Raw genomic sequence first — 19,988 nt, forward strand, 5'->3', positions numbered from 1 at the left:
GAACCGGGGCGGTCCGCCCCACGTGGTGAGGGATGGGGCTGGAAAATGCCCTTCCCGATCGATGGACAGATGAGAATGGTCTAGTCCACAATGCTTGGGTAAAGCTTCCGTCCTCCCCGCACAGGAGGACGGAACGAGGTAACCGGCGCTCTCTGCCCTGACTGCGTCGATACCTCCCTCACGGCCCTTGTGGCCGTAGCAACTCCGGGCTGCGGTGCCGGACGGGCTGAGGGTCCCGTCCTGGCGCCGCGGCCCGTGGGTGTTTCCGGGGGCGGCGGCGCGTCAGGGCGGACGGGCCGCGGGCTCAGTGGGTCTCGGTGACCTTGGCCAGCGCACGCGGGGCGTCCGGGTCCTGGCCGCGCGCCAGGGCGATCTCGTACGCGAGGCGCTGGAGCGGCAGGATCTCCAGGACCGGCTGGACCTCCTCGGCGACGCCCTCCGTAGGAAGCGCGAATCCCGTCGACGCGGCGGCGACGTAGGTCTCCGGGCCGACCACACACAGGTCCGCGCCCCGGCCGCGCAGCCGCTCCAGGACCGGCCGGAGCGCTTCGCCGCCCCGGCCGTCGGTGACCACGGCGATGACCGGCGAGATGTTGTCGACCATGGCGAGCGGTCCGTGCAGCAGATCCGCGCCCGAGTAGGCGAGGGCGGGGATGTAGCTGGTCTCCATGAGCTTGAGCGCCGCCTCCTTGGCGGTCGGGTAGCCGTAGCCGCGCGAGGTGATCACCATCCGCTCGGCGAACCGGTAGCGGGAGGCGAGGGTGCGCACCTCGTCCGCGCGGGCCAGGATCCGCCCCGCCAGGTCCGGCAGGACGTTCGCGGCGGCCCCGTCACCTCCGTCCAGGCCCTCGACGAGCAGGTAGAGACAGAGCAGGGAGGCCGTGTACGTCTTCGTCGCGGGCAGGGCCTTCTCCGGGCCCGCGAGGATGTCGATGTGGAACTCGGAGACGGCGGCCAGGGACGAGTCCGGGTTGTTGGTCACGGCGAGCGTGATCGCCCCCGCCGCGCGGGCGGCGCGGGTGGACGCGATCAGGTCGGGCGAGCCGCCCGACTGGCTGACCGTGATCACCAGCACGTCGCGCAGGTCCGGCCGGGCGCCGAACGCCGTCGTCGTGGACATGGAGGACAGCCCGCAGGGCATGCCCCGGCGGATCTCCAGCAGGTACTTGGCGTAGAGCGCGGCGTGGTCGGAGGTGCCGCGCGCGGTGAGCAGGACGAAGCGCGGACCGCGCGCGGCGATCTCGGCGGCCACCGCGCGGACGCGCGGCGCGCCCTCTTCAAGGATGCGGCGCAGCACCGCCGGCTGCTCCGCCGTCTCGGCGGCCATCAGCCGGCCCGGAGGTTCGGTGTGCGCGAGCCGTACGGCCTCTTGAGAAGGATTCGTCGCGGACATGGTGGGGTGCCTCCACATCGCTGAGGATGACCGGGGGACGGCGCCCACGGGCCCCGCACAAGTCGACCACGAGAACCTGTACCCCCGCCAGCGGAGGGGGCCCCGCCACCCCCGGGCGCTCTGCTAGATTGGTCTATACCACGAGACCCAGAGGACCCTTCACCAGATCGGCAGGCCCAGCGTGGAAGTTGTCATCGTCCAGGACGCCAAGGCGGGCGGCGAGCTCATAGCGCGGAGCATCGCGGGCCTGCTGCGCCGCAAGCGCGACGCCCTGCTCGGGGTGGCCACAGGATCGACCCCGCTGCCCATATACCAGGCGCTGACCGCCAAGGTGCGCGCCGGCGAGGTGGACGCGTCGGGCGCCCGCATCGCGCAGTTGGACGAGTACGTCGGCCTGCCGGCCGGGCACCCGGAGTCGTATCGCTCGGTGGTCCTGCGCGAGGTCGTCGAACCGCTCGGACTGACCGAGGACGCCTTCATGGGACCGGACGGCGCCGCCGAGGACGTACAGGCGGCGTGCGAGGCGTACGACCGGGCGCTCACCGAGGCCGGCGGGGTGGACCTCCAACTGCTCGGCATCGGTACGGACGGGCACATCGGCTTCAACGAGCCGTGCTCGTCGCTGGCCTCGCGCACCCGTATCAAGACGCTCACGCGTCAGACCCGGGCGGACAACGCCCGGTTCTTCGACAGCCCGGACGAGGTCCCGCACCACGTCATCACCCAGGGCATCGGCACGATCCTGGAGGCCCGGCACCTGGTGCTGCTGGCCACGGGCGAGGGCAAGGCCGAGGCCGTGGCGCAGACCGTGGAGGGGCCGGTGGCCGCCGTCGTACCCGCGTCGGCGCTGCAACTGCACCCGCACGCCACGGTGGTGGTCGACGAGGCCGCGGCGTCCAAGCTGAAGCTGGCGGAGTACTTCCGCGCCACGTACGCCGCCAAGCCGGACTGGCAGGGCATCTGACCGGCTCGTCCCCGATCGCCGGACGGACGTGAAACACCGGACGTGAAACACCGGAGGGCCCGCCGTGTGCGGCGGGCCCTCCGGTGTTCTGCGTGTACGCGCCGTGCTCAGGCCCCCCGACCCGTCAGGGCTTCCGCCGCCGCCCGTCCGCAGACGCGCGCGGCGCCGTACGTGGCGATGTGCGGGCTTCCCGTGGGCTCGGCGTGGTTGACACCCATCTCCACGACGACCGTGTCCGGACGGGCCGCGAGGATGCCCTGAAGGACGGTCGCCATCCAGGCGTGCCGGTGGACGTCGCGTACCACGGCGACGATCCTGCGCTCCCCCGCCGCGGCCAGTACCTCGGCCGCGCCGTCCTCGGCGCCGTAGGTGTCGCTCCGCGTACCCGGGAGCAGCTCCGCCAGTTCGGCCGCGACGCCCCAGGGGGTCTCGTCGCCGACGGCGATGTTCGCGACGGGCTCGAAGGAGGCGACGTAGGGCGCCTCCTGAAGAGGTTCGATCGTGCCCGTCACCCGCAGGGCGCGGCGCGCGGCGATCAACCCGATGTCGGCACCGGCACCGGGGCCGGAGCCCGTGCCCGTACCGCTGCCGATGCCGGGCGCGGTCCCCTCCTGTGCAGCCGCGCCCGGCCCCGAAGCCCCCCTCGCCCGCAGCGTCCAGTCGGCGAGGGCGCGTACCCGCGCCGCCGCGTCGGCCAGTCGCTCCTCGGGCAGTTCGCCGCCGCGTACCGCGTCGACGAGCGCGTCGCGCAGTCGCAGGACGGTGCCCTCGTCGGCCAGGCCGCCGCCGACGCAGATCGCGTCGACGCCCGCGGCGATCGCGAGGACGGAGCCGCGCTCGATGCCGTACGTCGACGCGATGGCCTGCATCTCGATGCCATCGGTGACGATCAGCCCGTCGAAGCCCAGCTCCTCACGGAGCAGTCCGGTGAGGATCTGCGGGCTGAGAGTCGCGGGGCGGTCCGGGTCGAGCGCGGAAAGCAGGATATGCGCGCTCATCACCGATTTGGAACCGGCGGTGATCGCCGAGCGGAAAGGCGCCAGCTCACGGGCGTGGAGTGTGTCGAAGTCCACGTCGATGCGGGGCATCGCGAGGTGCGAGTCGACGGCCGTGTCGCCGTGTCCCGGGAAGTGCTTGGTGCAGGCGGCCACCCCGGCGGACTGGAGACCTTCTACATAGGCGGCCGTGTGCCGGGACACGAGCGCCGGGTCGGCGCCGAAGGAGCGGACGCCGATGACCGGGTTGTTGACGTCGGAGTTGACGTCGGCGGACGGCGCCCAGTTGAGGTTGACGCCGCACGCGGCGAGCCGGCTGCCCAGCTCGCGGGCGACGGCGCGGGTGAGGTCGACGTCGTCCACGGAGCCCAGCGCGTAGTTGCCGGGGAAGGACGAGCCTTCGTGCACCTCGAGACGGGTGACGTCGCCGCCCTCCTCGTCGATGGCGACGAGGACGTCCTCCCGCTCGGCCCTCAGTTGCGCCGTGAGCGCGGCCAGTTGGGCCGGCGAACTGATGTTGCGGCCGAAGAGACCGACGGACGTCAGTCCTTCGCCGATGCGCCGCAGCAGCCAGTCGGGCGCCGTGGTGCCGTGGAAGCCGGGCTGGAGGACGGCGAGCGCGTCCCGGGTCAGTGTGTCCGAGCCATGGGTGAGAGTCGTCATACGGCGTTATCCCTTTACTGCGCCGGATGTCAGACCGGTCGCCATCTTCTTCTGAATGATCATGAAGAACACCACCACCGGCAGCGCGATGAGAGTCGAGGACGCCATCAGCGCCCCGTAGTCGGTGCCGCGCTCGGTGGTGAAGGTCATCAGCCACACGTTGAGCGTGTACTTGGAGTTGTCGTTGATCAGGATGTACGCGAAGAGGTACTCGTTCCACGCGTTGACCAGCGCGAAGATCGACGCCGCCGCGAGGCCCGGGGCCAGCAGGGGGAAGATCACCCGCCGGAAGGCGCCCATCCGCGTACAGCCGTCGACCATCGCCGACTCCTCCAGCTCCACCGGGATGTTCACGACGAAACCGCGGATCATGATGATCGCGAACGGCAGGGTGGACACCAGGTAGACGATGATCAGGCCCCAGTACTCGTCCAGGCCCCCGATCGCGTTGAGCTGCGCGTAGATCGGGATGAGCATCGCCGTCGGCGGCAGCATCTGTACGAGGATGAGCACCATCAGCAGCGCGCGGCGGCCGAAGAATCTGAACCGGCCGATGGCGAGCGCCGCCAGCGTCGCGATGACCATGCCGCCGACGACCGCGGTGACCGAGACGATCAGGCTGGACTGGACGGCGGTGCCGAAGTTCGGCTGGTCGACCGCGCGGGCGAAGTTGTCGAAGGTGAGCGACGACGGCCACAGCGTCTGGTCGTAGGAGCGGATCTCGTGGTTGGGCCGCAGTGAGCTGATGACCAGCCAGTACACCGGGAAGGCCATGACGACGGCGAACAGCAGACCGAGTACGTCGAAGAGGCCGCGGCTCTTTTTGCGGTCCGGGCGCAGCTTCTGCTCGGTGACCGGCGCGGACGTGGCGGGAACGGGCGTGGGCGCGGCGGAGGTTGAGGTACTCATTCGACCTCTCCTGTCTTCATGAGCTGACGCAGGTAGAACACGGCCACGCCGGAGAGCAGCAGGACGGTGATCAGGGCGATCGCGGTGCCCTGGCTGAAGGAGGTGGACTCGAACGCCTTGGAGAAGGAGTAGAGGCCGAGGGTCTCGTACTCCGGTTCGGGCTTGTTGCCGCGCAACAGCCAGATCTGGCCGAATACGTTGAAGTCCCAGATCACCGAGAGCGTGGTGACCATGACGAAGACCGGGCGGATGACGGGCCAGGTCACGAAGCGGAACACGCCGCGGATGCTGGCACCGTCGAGGGCCGCCGCCTCCTCCAGCTCCCGGGGGACCTGGGTGAGGGCCGCGTACAGCGTGATCACGACGAACGGGATCGCGCCCCAGACGACGAGCAGCGTGATGATCGCGAAGCCCTGCCAGGGGTCGAGGAACCAGTTGTGGCCGAGGAAGTCCTCGCCGGCGACCTTGGCTATCAGGGTGTTCAGCAGGCCGTAGTCGGAGTCCGACAGCCAGCGGAAGATCGAGGCGGCGACCATCAGGGGCATCGACCAGGCGGCGATCAGCGCCGCGGTCAGGGTGAGGCGCACCCAGGTGGACAGCCGGGTCATCATCAGGGCGACCAGCAGGCCGATGGCCATGGTGAGGGCGACGCAGACGATCATGAACAGGACGGTGCGGCCGGTGACGGACCAGAATTCGTTGTCACCGAGGATGTTGGTGAACTGCTCGAAGCCGACCCAGGGCGGCGAGTCCCCCGTCCACAGCTCGCGCCGGCCCATGTCCTGGAAGGACATGATCACGGTCTTGGTGAGCGGGAAGGCGTAGACGGCGGCGATGGCGACGATCGCCGGGAGAATCAGCAGGAACGGAAGGAGTTCGCCCTTCTTGCGGCGTCTCCTCCCGGTGGCCTTGACCGTCCCGTTCCCGGGGTCGGGCCGGCCGTCTGTCCCTTTCGGGTCACGCGGTACCGGGGGCGCCGGTGGTCCGGCGGCCTCCTGCGTGTCGGCAGCAGTCACTGACTGACCTTCCGTTTCATTCTCTGCACCGAATCCACGCCCGAAAGGGCGGGGAGCGGGGGCCCGGTGGTGACCGGACCCCCGCCCGCCCGCCGTTGAGCCGACGGGCCCTCCGGGGGCGGGGGCGCCGGAGGCCCTGGGTCAGGGCTCGTGGCTCCTGACCCTGGCTCAGAACTCCTGGGTCAGGACTCTTCGTTGATCAGTTCGTTGATCTTCGCGTCGGCTTCCTTCGCGGCGTCGGCCACGGAGTCACCCTTGAGGATCGACAGGAGCATGTTCTTCAGGACCTCCTCCTTCTCGATGGAGGTCCAGCCGGGCGCGATCGGGGTGAACCACGCGTCGGGTACGGCGTTGGCGATGGCGGCCGTCTCCGGCTTCGCCTTCAGCGGCTCGAGCTGCTTCTCGTTGTTCGGCAGGATGTTCTTGCTCGCGAGAACTTCCATGGACTTCTCGCTGGTGAACATCGAGACCCAGTCCTCGGCCAGGTCCTGCACCTTGGACTTCTCGGTGATCGCCAGGTCGGAGCCGCCGATGAAGGAGGGCAGCGCCTTGCCGTTCGGGCCGGGCATTCCGGCGGTGAGGATCTTGCCCTCGAGCTTGGGGTTGCCGTTGTTCTCGCCGTCGATGACGGAGCCCGACTCCCAGCCGTTGCCGTAGATGAGGGCCGCCTTCTCGTTGGCCATCACATTGGCGTGGTCCTGCTCGTCCTTGGTCAGGTCCGCCTTGTTGTACTTCTTGACCAGGTCGATGAAGTGCTGGATGCCCTTCTGCGCCTCGGGCGAGGAGAGCGTGCCCTTCCACTCCTTGGCGCCCTCGTCGTACTCGGCGATCTTGCCGCCGTACGCGGCGACGTACGACATGGCCGCGTACCAGTAACGGCCCGGCAGGTAGAGGCTGGAGAAGCGCTTGTCGTCCTTCGCGTACTCGGCGCCGACCTTGTCCATCGCCGCGAGCATCTCGTCCTCGGTCTCCGGCAGCGTGTCGAGGCCGGCACCCTTCTTGAGCATCTCGGTGTTGTAGATGGCGACTCGGGCACCGGCGTAGTAGGGCACGCAGTACTGCTTGCCCTCGAAGGTGCAGGTGTCCTTCAGACCCTGGATCCAGGTGTCCGAGTTGTCGTACTTCTTGGGGTCGATCTCGGCGACCGCGCCGTTGAGGATGTACTGCATCGTCTCGGTGTTGCCCAGCTCGACGACGTCCGGGAACTTGTCGCCACCGAGGGCGGTGTCGAGCTTCTTGGCCTTGTCCGCCCACTGCTGGTACTGGACATTGACCTTGACGTTCGGGTATTTCTCCTTGAACTGCGCGTTGACATCCTTGACCAGTTCCGGCCAGGTGCTCTGCGCGTCCACCATCAGCCAGACGGTGACAGTGTCCTTACGGTCCTTCGGATCCTCCGCCGAATTGCTGTCGTCCGATCCACACGCCGCGACCGAGAACATCATGCCCGCGACGCCGATCGCCGCGATGAGCTTGCGCTTCACGCCATCCTCCTCAGGGATTCCTGCCCCCCCTCCCCACCGCGAAGACTTACGACGAGTACCACCGGGGCTGGGACCTGGTCTTTAATGGTTTAGACCAGTACGGGGAGCTTGGCCTAGACCTTTAGGGGTGTCAAGGGTGTATAAGAGGGCTGTCGTGTCCGTTATCGGACCGACACCTGGATCGGGGAGACGACCCGCGACCGGACCGTGCCACCATGTGAGCCGCAACAGACGGAGGAGCCGGTGACGGCAGCAGCGCAGGAGTCGGGAAGGCAGACCATGGCCACGGACGGGGGCGGCGGCGAACCCGAGAACGGGGCGGCGACCCGCACCGCCCGTGTGCCCAAGTACTACCGGCTGAAGCGGCATTTGCTCGACATGACCGAGACACTGCCGCCGGGCACGCCCGTACCGCCGGAGCGCACGCTGGCGGCCGAGTTCGACACCTCGCGCACCACCGTGCGCCAGGCGCTCCAGGAGCTGGTGGTCGAGGGCCGGCTGGAGCGGATCCAGGGCAAGGGCACCTTCGTGGCCAAGCCCAAGGTCTCGCAGGCGCTCCAGCTCACCTCGTACACCGAGGACATGCGCGCGCAGGGCCTGGAGCCGACCTCGCAACTGCTCGACATCGGCTACGTCACCGCCGACGACACGCTCGCCGGGCTGCTCGACATCACCACCGGCGGGCGCGTGCTGCGCATCGAACGGCTGCGGCTGGCGAGCGGCGAGCCGATGGCCATCGAGACCACACATCTTTCGGCCAAACGCTTCCCCGCGCTGCGCCGTTCACTCGTCAAGTACACATCTCTGTATACGGCGTTGGCCGAGGTGTACGGGGTGCACCTGGCGGAGGCCGAGGAGACCATCGAGACGTCGCTGGCGACACCGCGCGAGGCCGGGCTGCTCGGTACTGATGTGGGCCTGCCCATGCTGATGCTGTCGCGGCACTCGATCGACACCTCCGGGGAGCCGGTGGAGTGGGTGCGCTCGGTGTACCGCGGCGACCGTTACAAGTTCGTGGCGAGGCTGCGCCGGCCGACCGACTGAGCCGGACCTCAACCAACAAAACCCCACATCACGACGTACGTTCAGCACCCGCGCGGGAGTACGAGACGCCTGGGGGGTGACGCATGCGAGCAAGTCCCCTAGATTTCCTGCGTGTTTCCGCAGGTGATCAGCGAGGGGACGACCCACCATGCCAGAGTCGACACCAGCAAGTTCCGCACAGAACACACCTAGTTCGACCAATTCGTCGGGCTCGTCGGGCTCGGGCTCGGGCTCGGGCTCGGGCTCGTCCGGGCGTCTCGCGCCGAAGTCGATCGCGATCTGGGCGCTGGTCGCCCTGGTGGGCGCGGTCGGCTGGGGCGTCCTCGCGCTGTCGCGCGGTGAGGAGGTCTCCGCGGCCTGGATGCTGGCGGCGGCACTCGGCTCGTACGCGATCGCCTACCGCTTCTACGCCAGATTCATCGCGCGGCGGGTGCTGAAGGTCGACAAGACGCGGGCCACGCCCGCCGAACGCCTCGACAACGGTGTCGACTTCCACCCCACCGACCGGCGTGTGCTGTTCGGGCACCACTTCGCCGCCGTCGCGGGCGCGGGGCCGCTCGTCGGGCCGGTGCTGGCCGCGCAGATGGGCTATCTGCCGGGCACGATCTGGATCGTCGCGGGTGTCATCTTCGCGGGCGCGGTCCAGGACATGGTCACGCTGTTCTTCTCCACGCGCAGGGACGGCCGTTCGCTCGGTCAGATCGCCCGTGACGAGATCGGCCCGTTCGGCGGCGCCGCCGCGCTGATCGCGGTCTTCCTCATCATGATCATCCTGCTGGCGGTGCTGGCGCTGGTCATCGTCAACGCGCTCGCCGACTCGCCGTGGGGCGTCTTCTCCATCGCGATGACCATCCCGATCGCGCTGTTCATGGGCGTGTACCTGCGGGTGCTGCGGCCGGGCAAGGTCAGCGAGGTCTCGCTCATCGGCGTGGCGCTGCTGCTGCTCGCGATCGTGGCCGGCGGCTGGGTCGCCGAGTCCTCGCTCGCCGACACCTTCACTCTGGAGGCCGGCACGCTGGTCATCTGGATGATCGTGTACGGCTTCCTCGCCTCCGTACTGCCGGTCTGGATGCTGCTGGCGCCGCGCGACTATCTGTCGACCTTCATGAAGGTCGGCACGATCGCGCTGCTGGCGGTGGGCGTGGTCGTCGCGCTGCCGACGATGAAGATGGACGCGGTCACCGAGTTCGCGAGCCGGGGGGACGGTCCGGTCTTCGCCGGATCGATGTTCCCGTTCGTCTTCATCACCATCGCGTGCGGCGCGCTGTCCGGTTTCCACGCACTGGTCTCCTCGGGCACCACGCCGAAGATGGTGCAGAAGGAGACCCAGATCCGGATGATCGGGTACGGCGCGATGCTCACCGAGTCGTTCGTCGCGATCATGGCGATGATCACGGCGTGCATCATCGACCCGGGTCTGTACTTCGCGGTCAACTCCCCCGCCGGTGTCATCGGCGGCACGGTCGAATCCGCCTCCCAGGCGGTCGCGAACCTCGGCTTCACGATCTCGCCCGATCAACTCGCCCAGGCGGCGAAGGACGTCGAGGAGTCGAGCCTGCTGTCGCGTACGGGCGGCGCGCCGACCTTCGCGCTCGGGATGTCGGACATCTTCTCGTCCGTGATCGGCGGTACGGGGATGAAGGCGTTCTGGTACCACTTCGCGATCATGTTCGAGGCGCTGTTCATCCTGACCACGGTGGACGCGGGCACGCGCGTCGGGCGCTTCATGCTCCAGGACATGCTCGGCAATGTGTACAAGCCGATGCGCCAGGTCAGTTGGAAGCCCGGCGTCTGGTTCGCCAGCGCGGTGGTCGTCGGCGCGTGGGGCTACTTCCTGTGGGTCGGCGTGCACGACCCGCTGGGCGGCATCAACCAGCTCTTCCCGCTGTTCGGCATCGCGAACCAGCTCCTGGCGGCGGTGGCGCTCGCGGTGTGCACGACGCTGCTGGTGAAGTCGGGGCGGCTGAAGTGGGCCTGGGTGACGGGCGTTCCGCTCGCCTGGGACGCGGCGGTCACGCTCACCGCGAGCTGGCAGAAGATCTTCTCCGACGACCCGAGGGTCGGCTTCTTCACCCAGCGCGACGTCTACCAGGCGGGCATCGACAACGGCGAGGTGATCCCGCCGGCGACATCGATGGACGAGATGCACACGGTCGTCACCAACTCGACGGTGGACGGCGTGCTTTCGGCGCTGTTCGCGATCCTGATCATCGTGGTCATCGCCGACGCGGCGCGGGTCTGCTACAAGGCGATCCGCGACCCGCAGAGCGTGAAGCTGTCGGAGACGCCGTACGTGAAGTCGGAACTGGTCGCGCCGGCGGGCCTGATCCCGACGAAGGAGGAGAAGGCGGAACTGGCGGCGGCGTCCAACGGGACGGGGGCGTCCACCGGGACGGGGGTGGGGCCGTCATGACGTCCGCGGTCCTGACCTCCGCGGCGAAGGTGCGCCACGCGATGGGCCGGATCCGTTGGTACGTACGCGAGTTGACGGGCGAGTCGGCGTACGACCACTACGTGGCCCACACCCGCGCCTGCGACCCGACGGCGGAGGTCAAGACCCGCCGCGCTTTCGAACGCGAACGGATGGACGCGCGCGAGGCGGACCCGAGGGAGGGCTTCCGCTGCTGCTGAGCGGTCCCAGGGCCGCCGTTCCCCCACGGGGAGCGGCGGCCCTTCGCCGTACGCGAACCGGTGTCAGCACACCCACTCCTTGAGCTGCTCGGTCTCCAGGGTGATGTCCACCGGGCCGGGCAGAACGACCGTCTTGCCGAAGGGCACGGTGCGGGCGCTCTCGTACCGCACACCGTCCGGCTCGCTGTGGACGGTCACCTCGCAGGAGTCCCGGTCGATCAGCAGATAGACGGGGATACCGGTCTCGGCGTAGACACGGGGTTTCTCCACGCGGTCGCGCGCGTCGGTGTCGGAGTCGGAGTCGTACAACGTGACCTCGACGGCCATGAGGACGGGGCCAGGGTCGACCCACTCGCCTTGGCCGACGAACGCACCGCTCGGAGCGAGAGAACCGTCCGTCCGGACGCGTCCCTGGCGATGTCGCTGGGCTTTCAGCCCTTGGGCGGGATAGAGCCACAGCTCTGGTCGCGACCGCATACAGCGGCGCAGGAGCCACTGCATGATGCATCCGTGCGTACCGTCCGGGCCCGCCTTGCTGTGCACTTTCCCGTCGATCAGCTCAAGGCGGGCACGCTCGGCCGTACGGCTCAGAATGCGGTACAACTCGTCGAAGTCGTCGGTTTCCACATGGACTCGGTCGGTAGTGACCACGCGGCTCAAACCTCCTCATGTCGCGATCGACGCTAGCGGTGCCCTCGGACAACGCACCGCCGGAGCCGTGTCGCACACTGCATGGATGGATCAGACGACACGGCCGGAGGCCGGCTTCACCATCAGAGCGGCCGAGCCCGGCGAGTACGACGTGCTCGGGGAGATAACCGCGCGGGCCTATCTGGACGACGGGCTGCTGGACTTCGGGGAGGACGACCCCTATCTGGCGACCCTGCGGGACGTCGCGGCGCGGGCCGTCGGGGCCGAGGTGCTCGTGGCCGTCGGCGCGGACGGGGGTGTGCTCGGTGGGGTGGCCCATGTCTCCGGGCCGTCCGCGTGGGCCGATCTGGCCGGGGACGGGGAGGCCGAGTTCCGCATGCTGGCCGTCGCGCCGGCCGCCCGGGGACGGGGTGTCGGCGGGGCGCTGGTGCGGGCGTGTGTGGACCGTGCGCGGGCCACCGAGGGGTGTGTACGGGTGCGGCTGTCCACGCAGAAGTCGATGCTCGACGCGCACCGGATCTACGAGCGCCTGGGCTTCGTACGAACCCCGGAGCGCGACTGGTCGCCCATCCCAGGGCTGTCCCTGCTCACCTACAGCCTGGAAATCTAAGGCGTTTCGGGGCTGATTCCGGGCAAGGCGAAACGCCCGCGACACAACATGTGGGGGGTGCCGCTCCCAAGCAACCCCACATGTATGCTCAAGTCTGCTGTCGCCGCAGGAGAATCCGGTGGGAATCCGGAACTGTCCCGCAACGGTGTGCTGTGGTGCGCTTTGTCGTGCCCGCGAGTCCGAGCACCTGCCGACGGCGCATCCGGCTCGACCGATCCGGGTGCCGAGACGTCCGGGCCTCGAGGTTGGGCCGGTGGACGCCGCAGCGCGCGCTGCCCGGTTGTGGGGCGGCGTACGCGGGCGTGCGCTGCCGTGCCCCTCCCTCCGTGGCCCAGAGCCGAGCGAGGGAGAGCACCACGTGACCATCGCGCCAGCCGATCCGGCTTCAGCGATCTCCGAGCGGGTACGGGAGACGGCCGCCGTCACGGCCGCCGCCGTCACAGCCGACAGGCCGGCCGACGGGCCCGGGACGGGCCTTCTGCGGCTCCTCACGGACCTCACCGCCGACCTCGCAGACACCGACCCCGGCAAGGTCGCCGCCGCCGCGCTCCGTGGCCGTAACGCCGCGTCCGACGAGGCCGAGTTGCGTGAACTCGCCACCGAGGCCGCCGCCGGGCTCATCTCCGAGGACCCCGCGTACTCGCGTCTCGCCGCCCGTCTGCTCACCCGCACCATCGCGGACGAGGCCGCCGGTCAGGGCGCCGTCTCGTTCTCCTCGTCGGTCGGCGTGGGCCACGCGCAGGGCCTGATCGCCGACCGTACGGCCGCGTTCGTCACCCGCCACGCCGCCCGCCTCGACGCGCTGATCGACCCGGCCGCCGACGACCGCTTCGGCTACTTCGGCCTGCGTACCCTCTTCAGCCGCTATCTGCTCCGGCACCCGATCACCCGCGATGTCATCGAGACGCCGCAGTACTTCATGCTGCGCGTCGCGTCCGGGCTGGCCAAGGACGACTCCCCGGCCGCCGTGGACGAGGTCGCCGCGCTGTACGGCCTGATGAGCCGGCTCGACTACCTCCCCTCCTCCCCCACCCTCTTCAACTCCGGCACCCGGCACCCCCAGATGTCGTCCTGCTATCTGCTGGACTCCCCCCTGGACGAGCTGGACTCGATCTACGACCGCTACCACCAGGTCGCCCGGCTCTCGAAGCACGCGGGCGGCATCGGCCTCTCGTACTCCCGTATCCGCGCCCGCGGTTCACTGATCCGCGGCACGAACGGGCACTCCAACGGCATCGTGCCGTTCCTGCGCACGCTCGACTCCTCCGTCGCCGCCGTCAACCAGGGCGGCCGGCGCAAGGGCGCGGCCTGCGTCTATCTGGAGACCTGGCACGCGGACATCGAGGAGTTCCTGGAGCTGCGCGACAACACGGGCGAGGAGGCGCGCCGTACGCACAATCTGAACCTCGCGCACTGGATTCCCGACGAGTTCATGCGCCGGGTCGACGCGGACGGCGACTGGTCGCTGTTCTCCCCCTCCGACGTGCCCGAGCTGGTCGATCTGTGGGGCGACGACTTCGACGCGGCGTACCGCGCGGCCGAGGCGGCGGGCAAGGCCCGCAGGACCATCCCGGCGCGCGAGCTGTACGGCCGCATGATGCGTACCCTCGCGCAGACCGGCAACGGCTGGATGACCTTCAAGGACGCGTCGAACCGTACGGCGAACCAGACCGCCGAGCCCGGCACCGTCGTGCACTCCTCGAACCTCTGTACCGAGATCCTGGAGGTCACGGACGACGGCGAGACGGCCGTCTGCAACCTCGGCTCGGTCAACATCGGCGCGTTCGTGACCGAGAGCGGCGAGCTGGACTGGGAGCGGCTGGACGACAGCGTCCGTACCGCCGTGACCTTCCTCGACCGGGTCGTGGACATCAACTTCTACCCGACCGAGCAGGCCGGCCGCTCCAACGCCAAGTGGCGCCCCGTGGGCCTGGGCGTGATGGGCCTCCAGGACGTCTTCTTCAAGAAGCGGCTGCCGTTCGACTCCGCCGAGGCCGCCGCGCTCTCCACCCGTATCGCCGAGCGCATCATGCTCGCGGCGTACGAGGCGTCCTGCGACCTCGCCGAGCGCGAGGGCCCGCTGCCGGCCTGGGACCGGACCCGCACCGCGCGCGGCGTACTGCACCCGGACCACTACGACGTCGCGCTCAACTGGCCCGAGCGCTGGGACGCGCTGCGGGCGCGCGTCGCGAAGAGCGGAATGCGCAACTCCCTGCTGCTCGCCATCGCGCCGACGGCCACCATCGCGTCGATCGCCGGGGTGTACGAGTGCATCGAGCCGCAGGTCTCCAACCTCTTCAAGCGCGAGACGCTGTCCGGCGAATTCCTCCAGGTCAACGCCTACCTGGTGGCCGAGCTGAAGCGGCTCGGCGTGTGGGACGCGCAGTCCCGCGAGGCGCTGCGCGAGTCCAACGGCTCGGTGGCGGGCTTCGGTTGGATCCCGGCCGACGTGCGTGAGCTGTACCGCACGGCGTGGGAGATCCCGCAGCGCGGACTGATCGACATGGCGGCGGCGCGCACGCCGTTCCTCGACCAGAGCCAGTCGCTGAACCTGTTCCTTCAGACGCCGACCATCGGCAAGCTCAGCTCGATGTACGCGTACGCCTGGAAGAAGGGGCTCAAGACCACGTACTACCTGCGCTCGCGCCCGGCGACACGGATCGCCCGCGCGGCGAAGTCCCAACCGGTGGCGGCGGCCGTACCCACCCCGGCCGTACCGGTGCAGATGGCGCCGGACGCCGACGCGATCGCCTGCTCCCTGGAAAACCCCGAGTCCTGCGAGGCCTGCCAGTAATGAGTTCCACCCCTGCCGTAGACAAGAACCTGCTCGACCCGGGCTTCGAGCTGACCCTGCGCCCCATGCGCTACCCGGACTTCTACGAGCGCTACCGCGACGCGATCAAGAACACCTGGACGGTGGAGGAGGTCGACCTCCACTCCGACGTCACCGACCTCGCCAAACTCTCCCCCGGCGAGCAGCACATGATCGGCCGGCTGGTCGCGTTCTTCGCGACGGGCGACTCGATCGTCTCGAACAATCTGGTGCTGACGCTCTACAAGCACATCAACTCCCCCGAGGCGCGGCTCTATCTCTCCCGCCAGCTTTTCGAGGAGGCCGTGCACGTCCAGTTCTACTTGACGCTGCTCGACACCTATCTCCCGGACCCGGCGGACCGCGCGGCGGCGTTCGACGCGGTCGAGGAGATCCCGTCGATCCGCGAGAAGGCGCAGTTCTGCTTCAAGTGGATGGACTCCGTCGAGAAGATCGACCGCCTGGAGTCGAAGTCGGACCGGCGCCGCTTCCTACTGAACCTGATCTGCTTCGCGGCGTGCATCGAGGGCCTGTTCTTCTACGGAGCGTTCGCGTACGTCTACTGGTTCCGCTCGCGCGGTCTGCTGCACGGGCTGGCCACCGGCACCAACTGGGTGTTCCGCGACGAGACGATGCACATGAACTTCGCCTTCGAGGTCGTGGACACCGTCCGTAAGGAGGAGCCGGAACTCTTCGACGACGAACTGCGGCAGCAGGTCACCGACATGCTCAAGGAGGCGGTCGAGGCGGAGCTGCAATTCGGCCGCGACCTGTGCGGCGAGGGCCTGCCGGGCATGAACACGGAGTCGATGCGCGAATACCTCCAGTGCGTCGCGGACCAGCGCCTCCAGCGCCTGGGCTTCGCGCCGGTGTACGGCTCCGAGAACCCGTTCTCGTTCATGGAGCTGCAAGGCGTCCAGGAGCTGACGAACTTCTTCGAGCGCCGCCCGTCGGCGTACCAGGTGGCGGTGGAGGGAACGGTCGGCTTCGACGACGACTTCTGAAGAAGTGGAACCGCCGCAGCCCCGTGGAACGCACCACGGGGCTGCGGCAGTATGACCCCATGCTTCGCACACCCTTCCCTCTCCCCGCAGGTGAGGGCCTTCGCCTACGGGAGTGGACCGAGGCGGACGTCACCGCCCTGTCCGCGCTTTTCGACGAGCCCGAGATGGCCCGCTGGACGCCGCTGCGCACGCCGTTCGACGAGGCCGCGGCCCGCGAGTACGTCACCCGCGCCCACGAACGGCGGGCGGCGGGCCAGGCGCTCCAGTTCGCCATCACGACGGACGGGCAGACCCCGATGGGCGAGGTGCTGCTGTTCATGGCGGCGCAGGACGGCTCGCAGGTCGAACTCGCCTACGGCATCGGCGCCCCGTACCGCCGCCGGGGCCTGGCCTCGCGAGCCGTACGCGTGCTGCTCCCCCACGCCTTCCACGACCCGGCGGTCCGCCGCGCGGTGCTCCGCATAGAGCCGTCCAACGCGCCGAGCGCGGCGGTGGCGCGCGCCACGGGCTTCCAGCTCACGGAGGAGCCACCGGTGCTCCGCGAGAACGACACGCGAAGCGTGAAGCTCCAGACGTGGCAAGTGCGGCGCGAGGCGATGGCGGGACACCACTCGGGGCATGACTCGGGGCATGACTCGGGGCGCGCCTCCTACTGACGGCGCGTGTACGGGTCGCGGACCGTCCCACGGCTACACCGGACCGTCTCGCACCACACGATCGAGCGCTGCCCGGCCGGCGGGTCCCCATGTCGGCTTGCCGCCGGGAAGGCCCCGATCCCCGTTCTGGCCCATGAGCATGAGGATCAGGCTTTTCATGGCGGCCAGTCCGCGGGCGCGCCGGATCGCCGCCTCGTCCGCGCGCGCGTAGACGTCGAAGAACCGTGCGGCGGCGCCCGCCGGAAGAATCACCCACGCGGCGGCGAGGTCCCACGCCGGGTCGCCGACGAACATGTCACCGAAGTCGATCACACCCGCGAGCGTCCCGTCCGAGACGACGACATTGGCGGGATGAAGGTCACCGTGCACCCACAGCGGCGGGCCCTGCCACTCGGGAGCCGCGACGGCGTCGTCCCAGACGGCCCGCACCCCGTCGGCGAGGTCGCCGGGGACGGCGACGGAGTGGAAGAAGTGGTCGAATCCGTCGGTGCACTTCTTGGGGTGCTCGCCGCGGTCCGCACTGATCGGCGCGTCTTCGGGTGCCTCCACGTGGAGCGCCCTGAGGAAGCCGGCGAGAGTGTCGGCCGCGTGGTCGCCGCGGCTGATGGAGGTGTGGTCCAGCGGCTCGCCGGGCACCCACGTCATGACGGTCCAGGGCTTCGGGAAGCGCGCGGACGGTTCCCCGATCCGTACGGGGTTGGGGACCGGCAGCGGCAGGCGCGGAGCCAGGACGGGCAGCCACCGGTACTCCTTGCGCAGAAGGTCCGGGGCACCTTCTTGACGCGGCATGCGCACGGCCAGGTCGTCCCCGAGGCGCCACATTTGGTTGCCCCACCCGCCCGCTACTTCACGGATGGCCAGTCCTGCGAGGTCCGGATGCTGCTCCCGCAACAGGTCGTGGACCAGGTCTGCGGTGATCTCGATCTCGGCGTCGGTCATACGAACCCACAGTACGGGGGCGGGCGTCAACGGCTCCAGCTCAGCTCAGCGGGGTGACCGCCGGGCCCGCCGAGCCTGCCGGGCGGAGTGTGCTCGTACGGCTCGTGCTCGGGTCGACCTTCAATGCGCCTGACCTGCTGTGGTGCGCGCTCGGTGCCGCGGCGGCCGCGCCGGCGCATATGTCTGTGACCGGTCGACGGGCGGCTCCGGCGCACCGTCCGGGTGCTCCGCGCGCCGCAGTTGGCGGTCGATGGCGCGGTCCTTGATGTGCCCGACGATCCCGGGAAGGGCGAGAAGGACGAAAAGGGCCAGTACGACGAGGTAACCACCGATTGTGTTCATGGCTCTACTGTCGTCGCTCCAGGGCAGAAAAAGCAGTGGCAGGACTGTCATGGACCATCGAATTACTGCCAGACTGCTGCCATGCTGAAAAACGTGGCGGTCGTCCTTCTCGACGGCGTGCACCCCTTCGAACTGGGCGTGGTCTGCGAGGTGTTCGGCCTCGACCGCAGCGACGAGGGGCTGCCCGTCTACGACTTCGCCGCCGTCTCGGCCGAGGGCGCCGTCCTGCGGACGCACGCGGGATTCACCCTGTCCGACCTGAGCGGTCTCGACCGGCTGGAGGAGGCCGATCTGATCTGCGTGCCGGCCGGGGACACGTACGTCGTCCGCGACTATCCGCCCGAGCTGCTGGCCGCCCTGCGCCGGGCTGTGGACCGGGGCGCGCGCGTGCTCAGTGTCTGCGCGGGCGTGTTCATCCTCGGCGCCGCCGGACTGCTCGACGGGCGCCGCTGCGCCACCCACTGGAAGCACTCCGCCGAGCTGGCGAAGGCGTATCCGCTCGCCGACGTGCAGCCCGACGTCCTGTATGTCGACGACGGACTGGTCGTCACGTCCGCCGGTACGGCCGCCGGCATCGACGCCTGCCTGCATGTCGTACGCCAGGAGCACGGCCCCGAGGTCGCCAACGCGATCGCCCGCCGCATGGTGGTGCCGCCGCACCGTGACGGCGGGCAGGCGCAGTTCATCGAGCGCCCGCTGCCCACCGCGTGCGACACGGTGGGCGGGGTCCTTGCCTGGATGGAGCGGCATCTGGACCTCGAGATCACCGTCGAACAGCTCGCGGAGCGGGCCCATATGTCGCCCCGTACCTTCGCGCGCCGTTTCCAGCAGGAGACGGGGACCACTCCGTACCGCTGGCTGCTGCGCCAACGCGTGCTGCTGGCACAGGAGTTGCTGGAGGGGACGGACGAGACGGTGGACGCGATCGCCGGCCGGTCGGGCTTCGGGACCGCGGCGGGGCTGCGCCACCACTTCCTGCGCACGCTCGGTACGACCCCGAACGCCTACCGGCGCACGTTCCGAGGCCCCACGCGCGTCGCGTGAGGCCCCGGCGGAGAGCGTCGGCGGAGAGTATCGGCGGAGAGTGCCGTTACTCAGATCCCGCAGCTCGGCGCCGACCAGAAGCGGCCCGAACGGTGGTCGACGTGCGCGTGGTCGTCGTGTCCGGGGTACCCCGGGCCCAGGATGCCGTTGAAGCCGTGGTTCCGCGCGTTCTGGGCCAGGGAGCACAGCGTGTGCGGTCCGGACCCGATGTCGGCGGCGTCACCGTACAGATGACGGCTGCCGCTGGCCCCGCCGACCGCCGCGTTGCACGCCTGCGAGCGGAATCCGCTGGTGACACGGAGCGGCTGGTCGCCCATCGCGTGCCGCATCGCCTCCAGCTTCCACATGGTGCGCAGGGCGTTGGACTTGGCGGTCGCGGCGCTCACCGCGCCGCCCGACCAGTCGGAGTTGCAGGTGTTGAGTTCGGCGTAGGTGAAGTGGATCGGTGTGCAGTCGTTGTCCTGGAGTTCATAGATCTTGTTGAAGGTGGCGGGGCCGGCCACGCCGTCGGCGGCCAGCCCGTACGCGGACTGGAAGCGCTTGACCGCGGCGGCGGTAGCCGGTCCGTACGCGCCGTCGATGCCGAGTACGGCGCCGTTGCCCGCGTGGCCGGCCACGCGGATCTGGAGCTGGGTCACAGCGGCGCCGCTGGACCCCTGGGAGAGGGTGCCGGACCAGGTGTAGCAGCCGTCGGCCTGCGCGGTGCCGGCGGTGACCACCGCACCTGCCCAGGCGAACGACAGGGTCATGACAAGACTGAGCAGGAGTCGTGCGGTGCGTCGAAGCATCGGGTCTCCAGATTCGAGGCGAGACGTACGGCGAGACGTACGC

At 69.4% G+C, this 19,988-nt stretch carries 18 protein-coding genes and 1 riboswitch; of the genes, 9 read left to right on the forward strand and 9 right to left on the reverse strand.

Going from position 1 to position 19,988, the window contains the following annotated elements; genetic code table 11:
• Positions 1-304 precede the first annotated feature (304 nt).
• A complete protein-coding gene (locus OG329_RS12485; RefSeq protein ID WP_405794903.1) occupies positions 305-1,393 on the reverse strand; it encodes an SIS domain-containing protein in 1,089 nt (362 codons plus the stop codon).
• A 181-nt stretch (positions 1,394-1,574) separates the two neighbouring features.
• Here OG329_RS12485 and nagB point away from each other — a divergent pair, with 181 nt between their 5' ends.
• Positions 1,575-2,357 carry a glucosamine-6-phosphate deaminase gene (nagB, locus tag OG329_RS12490; protein ID WP_405794904.1) on the forward strand — a complete coding sequence of 261 codons (783 nt, stop codon included), beginning with the start codon at positions 1,575-1,577 and terminating at the stop codon, positions 2,355-2,357.
• Positions 2,358-2,464: 107 nt separating this feature from the next.
• Here the strand turns inward: nagB and OG329_RS12495 are convergent, their stop codons facing one another.
• From OG329_RS12495 to OG329_RS12510, 4 genes are all read right to left on the reverse strand, one after another.
• Positions 2,465-4,015, reverse strand: coding sequence for a glycoside hydrolase family 3 protein (locus tag OG329_RS12495; protein WP_405794905.1), 1,551 nt, complete (start codon positions 4,013-4,015; stop codon positions 2,465-2,467).
• Positions 4,016-4,021: 6 nt separating this feature from the next.
• Positions 4,022-4,924, reverse strand: a complete 903-nt coding sequence (locus OG329_RS12500) for a carbohydrate ABC transporter permease (protein ID WP_405794906.1) — start codon at positions 4,922-4,924, stop codon at positions 4,022-4,024.
• Entirely contained in the window at positions 4,921-5,940 is a 1,020-nt protein-coding gene (locus OG329_RS12505; protein WP_405794907.1) for a carbohydrate ABC transporter permease, read from the reverse strand. The genes OG329_RS12500 and OG329_RS12505 overlap by 4 nt, the downstream gene beginning before the upstream one ends.
• A gap of 182 nt (positions 5,941-6,122) precedes the next feature.
• The gene (locus OG329_RS12510) at positions 6,123-7,424 is read right to left on the reverse strand and encodes a sugar ABC transporter substrate-binding protein (protein WP_405794909.1); all 1,302 of its coding nucleotides are present in this window, start codon (positions 7,422-7,424) and stop codon (positions 6,123-6,125) included.
• A gap of 279 nt (positions 7,425-7,703) precedes the next feature.
• Here OG329_RS12510 and OG329_RS12515 point away from each other — a divergent pair, with 279 nt between their 5' ends.
• The 3 genes from OG329_RS12515 (at position 7,704) to OG329_RS12525 (ending at position 11,099) form a co-directional block, all read left to right on the forward strand.
• Entirely contained in the window at positions 7,704-8,468 is a 765-nt protein-coding gene (locus OG329_RS12515; protein WP_405801794.1) for a GntR family transcriptional regulator, read from the forward strand.
• Positions 8,469-8,616: 148 nt separating this feature from the next.
• A complete protein-coding gene (locus OG329_RS12520) occupies positions 8,617-10,881 on the forward strand; it encodes a carbon starvation CstA family protein (RefSeq protein WP_405794910.1) in 2,265 nt (754 codons plus the stop codon).
• Positions 10,878-11,099 carry a YbdD/YjiX family protein gene (locus OG329_RS12525; RefSeq protein WP_405794911.1) on the forward strand — a complete coding sequence of 74 codons (222 nt, stop codon included), beginning with the start codon at positions 10,878-10,880 and terminating at the stop codon, positions 11,097-11,099. The genes OG329_RS12520 and OG329_RS12525 overlap by 4 nt, the downstream gene beginning before the upstream one ends.
• Before the next feature lie 63 nt (positions 11,100-11,162).
• Here OG329_RS12525 and OG329_RS12530 read toward each other — a convergent pair whose 3' ends face one another.
• On the reverse strand, positions 11,163-11,750 hold the full coding sequence (locus OG329_RS12530) for a Uma2 family endonuclease (protein ID WP_405794912.1): 588 nt from the start codon (positions 11,748-11,750) through the stop codon (positions 11,163-11,165).
• Between the two features lie 85 nt (positions 11,751-11,835).
• Here OG329_RS12530 and OG329_RS12535 point away from each other — a divergent pair, with 85 nt between their 5' ends.
• The 4 genes from OG329_RS12535 (at position 11,836) to OG329_RS12550 (ending at position 16,832) form a co-directional block, all read left to right on the forward strand.
• Positions 11,836-12,360, forward strand: coding sequence for a GNAT family N-acetyltransferase (locus OG329_RS12535; RefSeq protein ID WP_405794913.1), 525 nt, complete (start codon positions 11,836-11,838; stop codon positions 12,358-12,360).
• A 77-nt stretch (positions 12,361-12,437) separates the two neighbouring features.
• A riboswitch (cobalamin riboswitch) is annotated at positions 12,438-12,570 on the forward strand.
• A gap of 148 nt (positions 12,571-12,718) precedes the next feature.
• Positions 12,719-15,154 carry a ribonucleoside-diphosphate reductase subunit alpha gene (locus OG329_RS12540; RefSeq protein WP_405794914.1) on the forward strand — a complete coding sequence of 812 codons (2,436 nt, stop codon included), beginning with the start codon at positions 12,719-12,721 and terminating at the stop codon, positions 15,152-15,154.
• Entirely contained in the window at positions 15,154-16,176 is a 1,023-nt protein-coding gene (locus OG329_RS12545) for a ribonucleotide-diphosphate reductase subunit beta (RefSeq protein ID WP_405794915.1), read from the forward strand. The genes OG329_RS12540 and OG329_RS12545 overlap by 1 nt, the downstream gene beginning before the upstream one ends.
• A gap of 59 nt (positions 16,177-16,235) precedes the next feature.
• Positions 16,236-16,832, forward strand: coding sequence for a GNAT family N-acetyltransferase (locus OG329_RS12550; protein ID WP_405794916.1), 597 nt, complete (start codon positions 16,236-16,238; stop codon positions 16,830-16,832).
• Positions 16,833-16,865: 33 nt separating this feature from the next.
• On the opposite strand, the gene OG329_RS12555 is transcribed toward OG329_RS12550, so the two are convergent.
• Together OG329_RS12555 and OG329_RS12560 are read right to left on the reverse strand one after the other, a co-directional pair.
• Positions 16,866-17,771: an aminoglycoside phosphotransferase family protein gene (locus OG329_RS12555; RefSeq protein WP_405794918.1), complete on the reverse strand. Its 906-nt coding sequence runs from the start codon at positions 17,769-17,771 to the stop codon at positions 16,866-16,868.
• Between the two features lie 120 nt (positions 17,772-17,891).
• Positions 17,892-18,113: a hypothetical protein gene (locus OG329_RS12560; protein ID WP_405794920.1), complete on the reverse strand. Its 222-nt coding sequence runs from the start codon at positions 18,111-18,113 to the stop codon at positions 17,892-17,894.
• An 81-nt stretch (positions 18,114-18,194) separates the two neighbouring features.
• Between OG329_RS12560 and OG329_RS12565 the strand changes: the two genes are divergently transcribed.
• Positions 18,195-19,157, forward strand: a complete 963-nt coding sequence (locus OG329_RS12565; protein ID WP_405794922.1) for a GlxA family transcriptional regulator — start codon at positions 18,195-18,197, stop codon at positions 19,155-19,157.
• Between the two features lie 50 nt (positions 19,158-19,207).
• Here OG329_RS12565 and OG329_RS12570 read toward each other — a convergent pair whose 3' ends face one another.
• Positions 19,208-19,945 (reverse strand): D-Ala-D-Ala carboxypeptidase family metallohydrolase, encoded by a 738-nt coding sequence (locus tag OG329_RS12570; RefSeq protein ID WP_405794923.1) that lies wholly within the window; start codon positions 19,943-19,945, stop codon positions 19,208-19,210.
• Positions 19,946-19,988: the final 43 nt, after the last annotated feature.

It is taken from the genome of Streptomyces sp. NBC_01506 (genome assembly GCF_045040295.1).
Classification (GTDB): Bacteria; Actinomycetota; Actinomycetes; order Streptomycetales; family Streptomycetaceae; genus Streptomyces.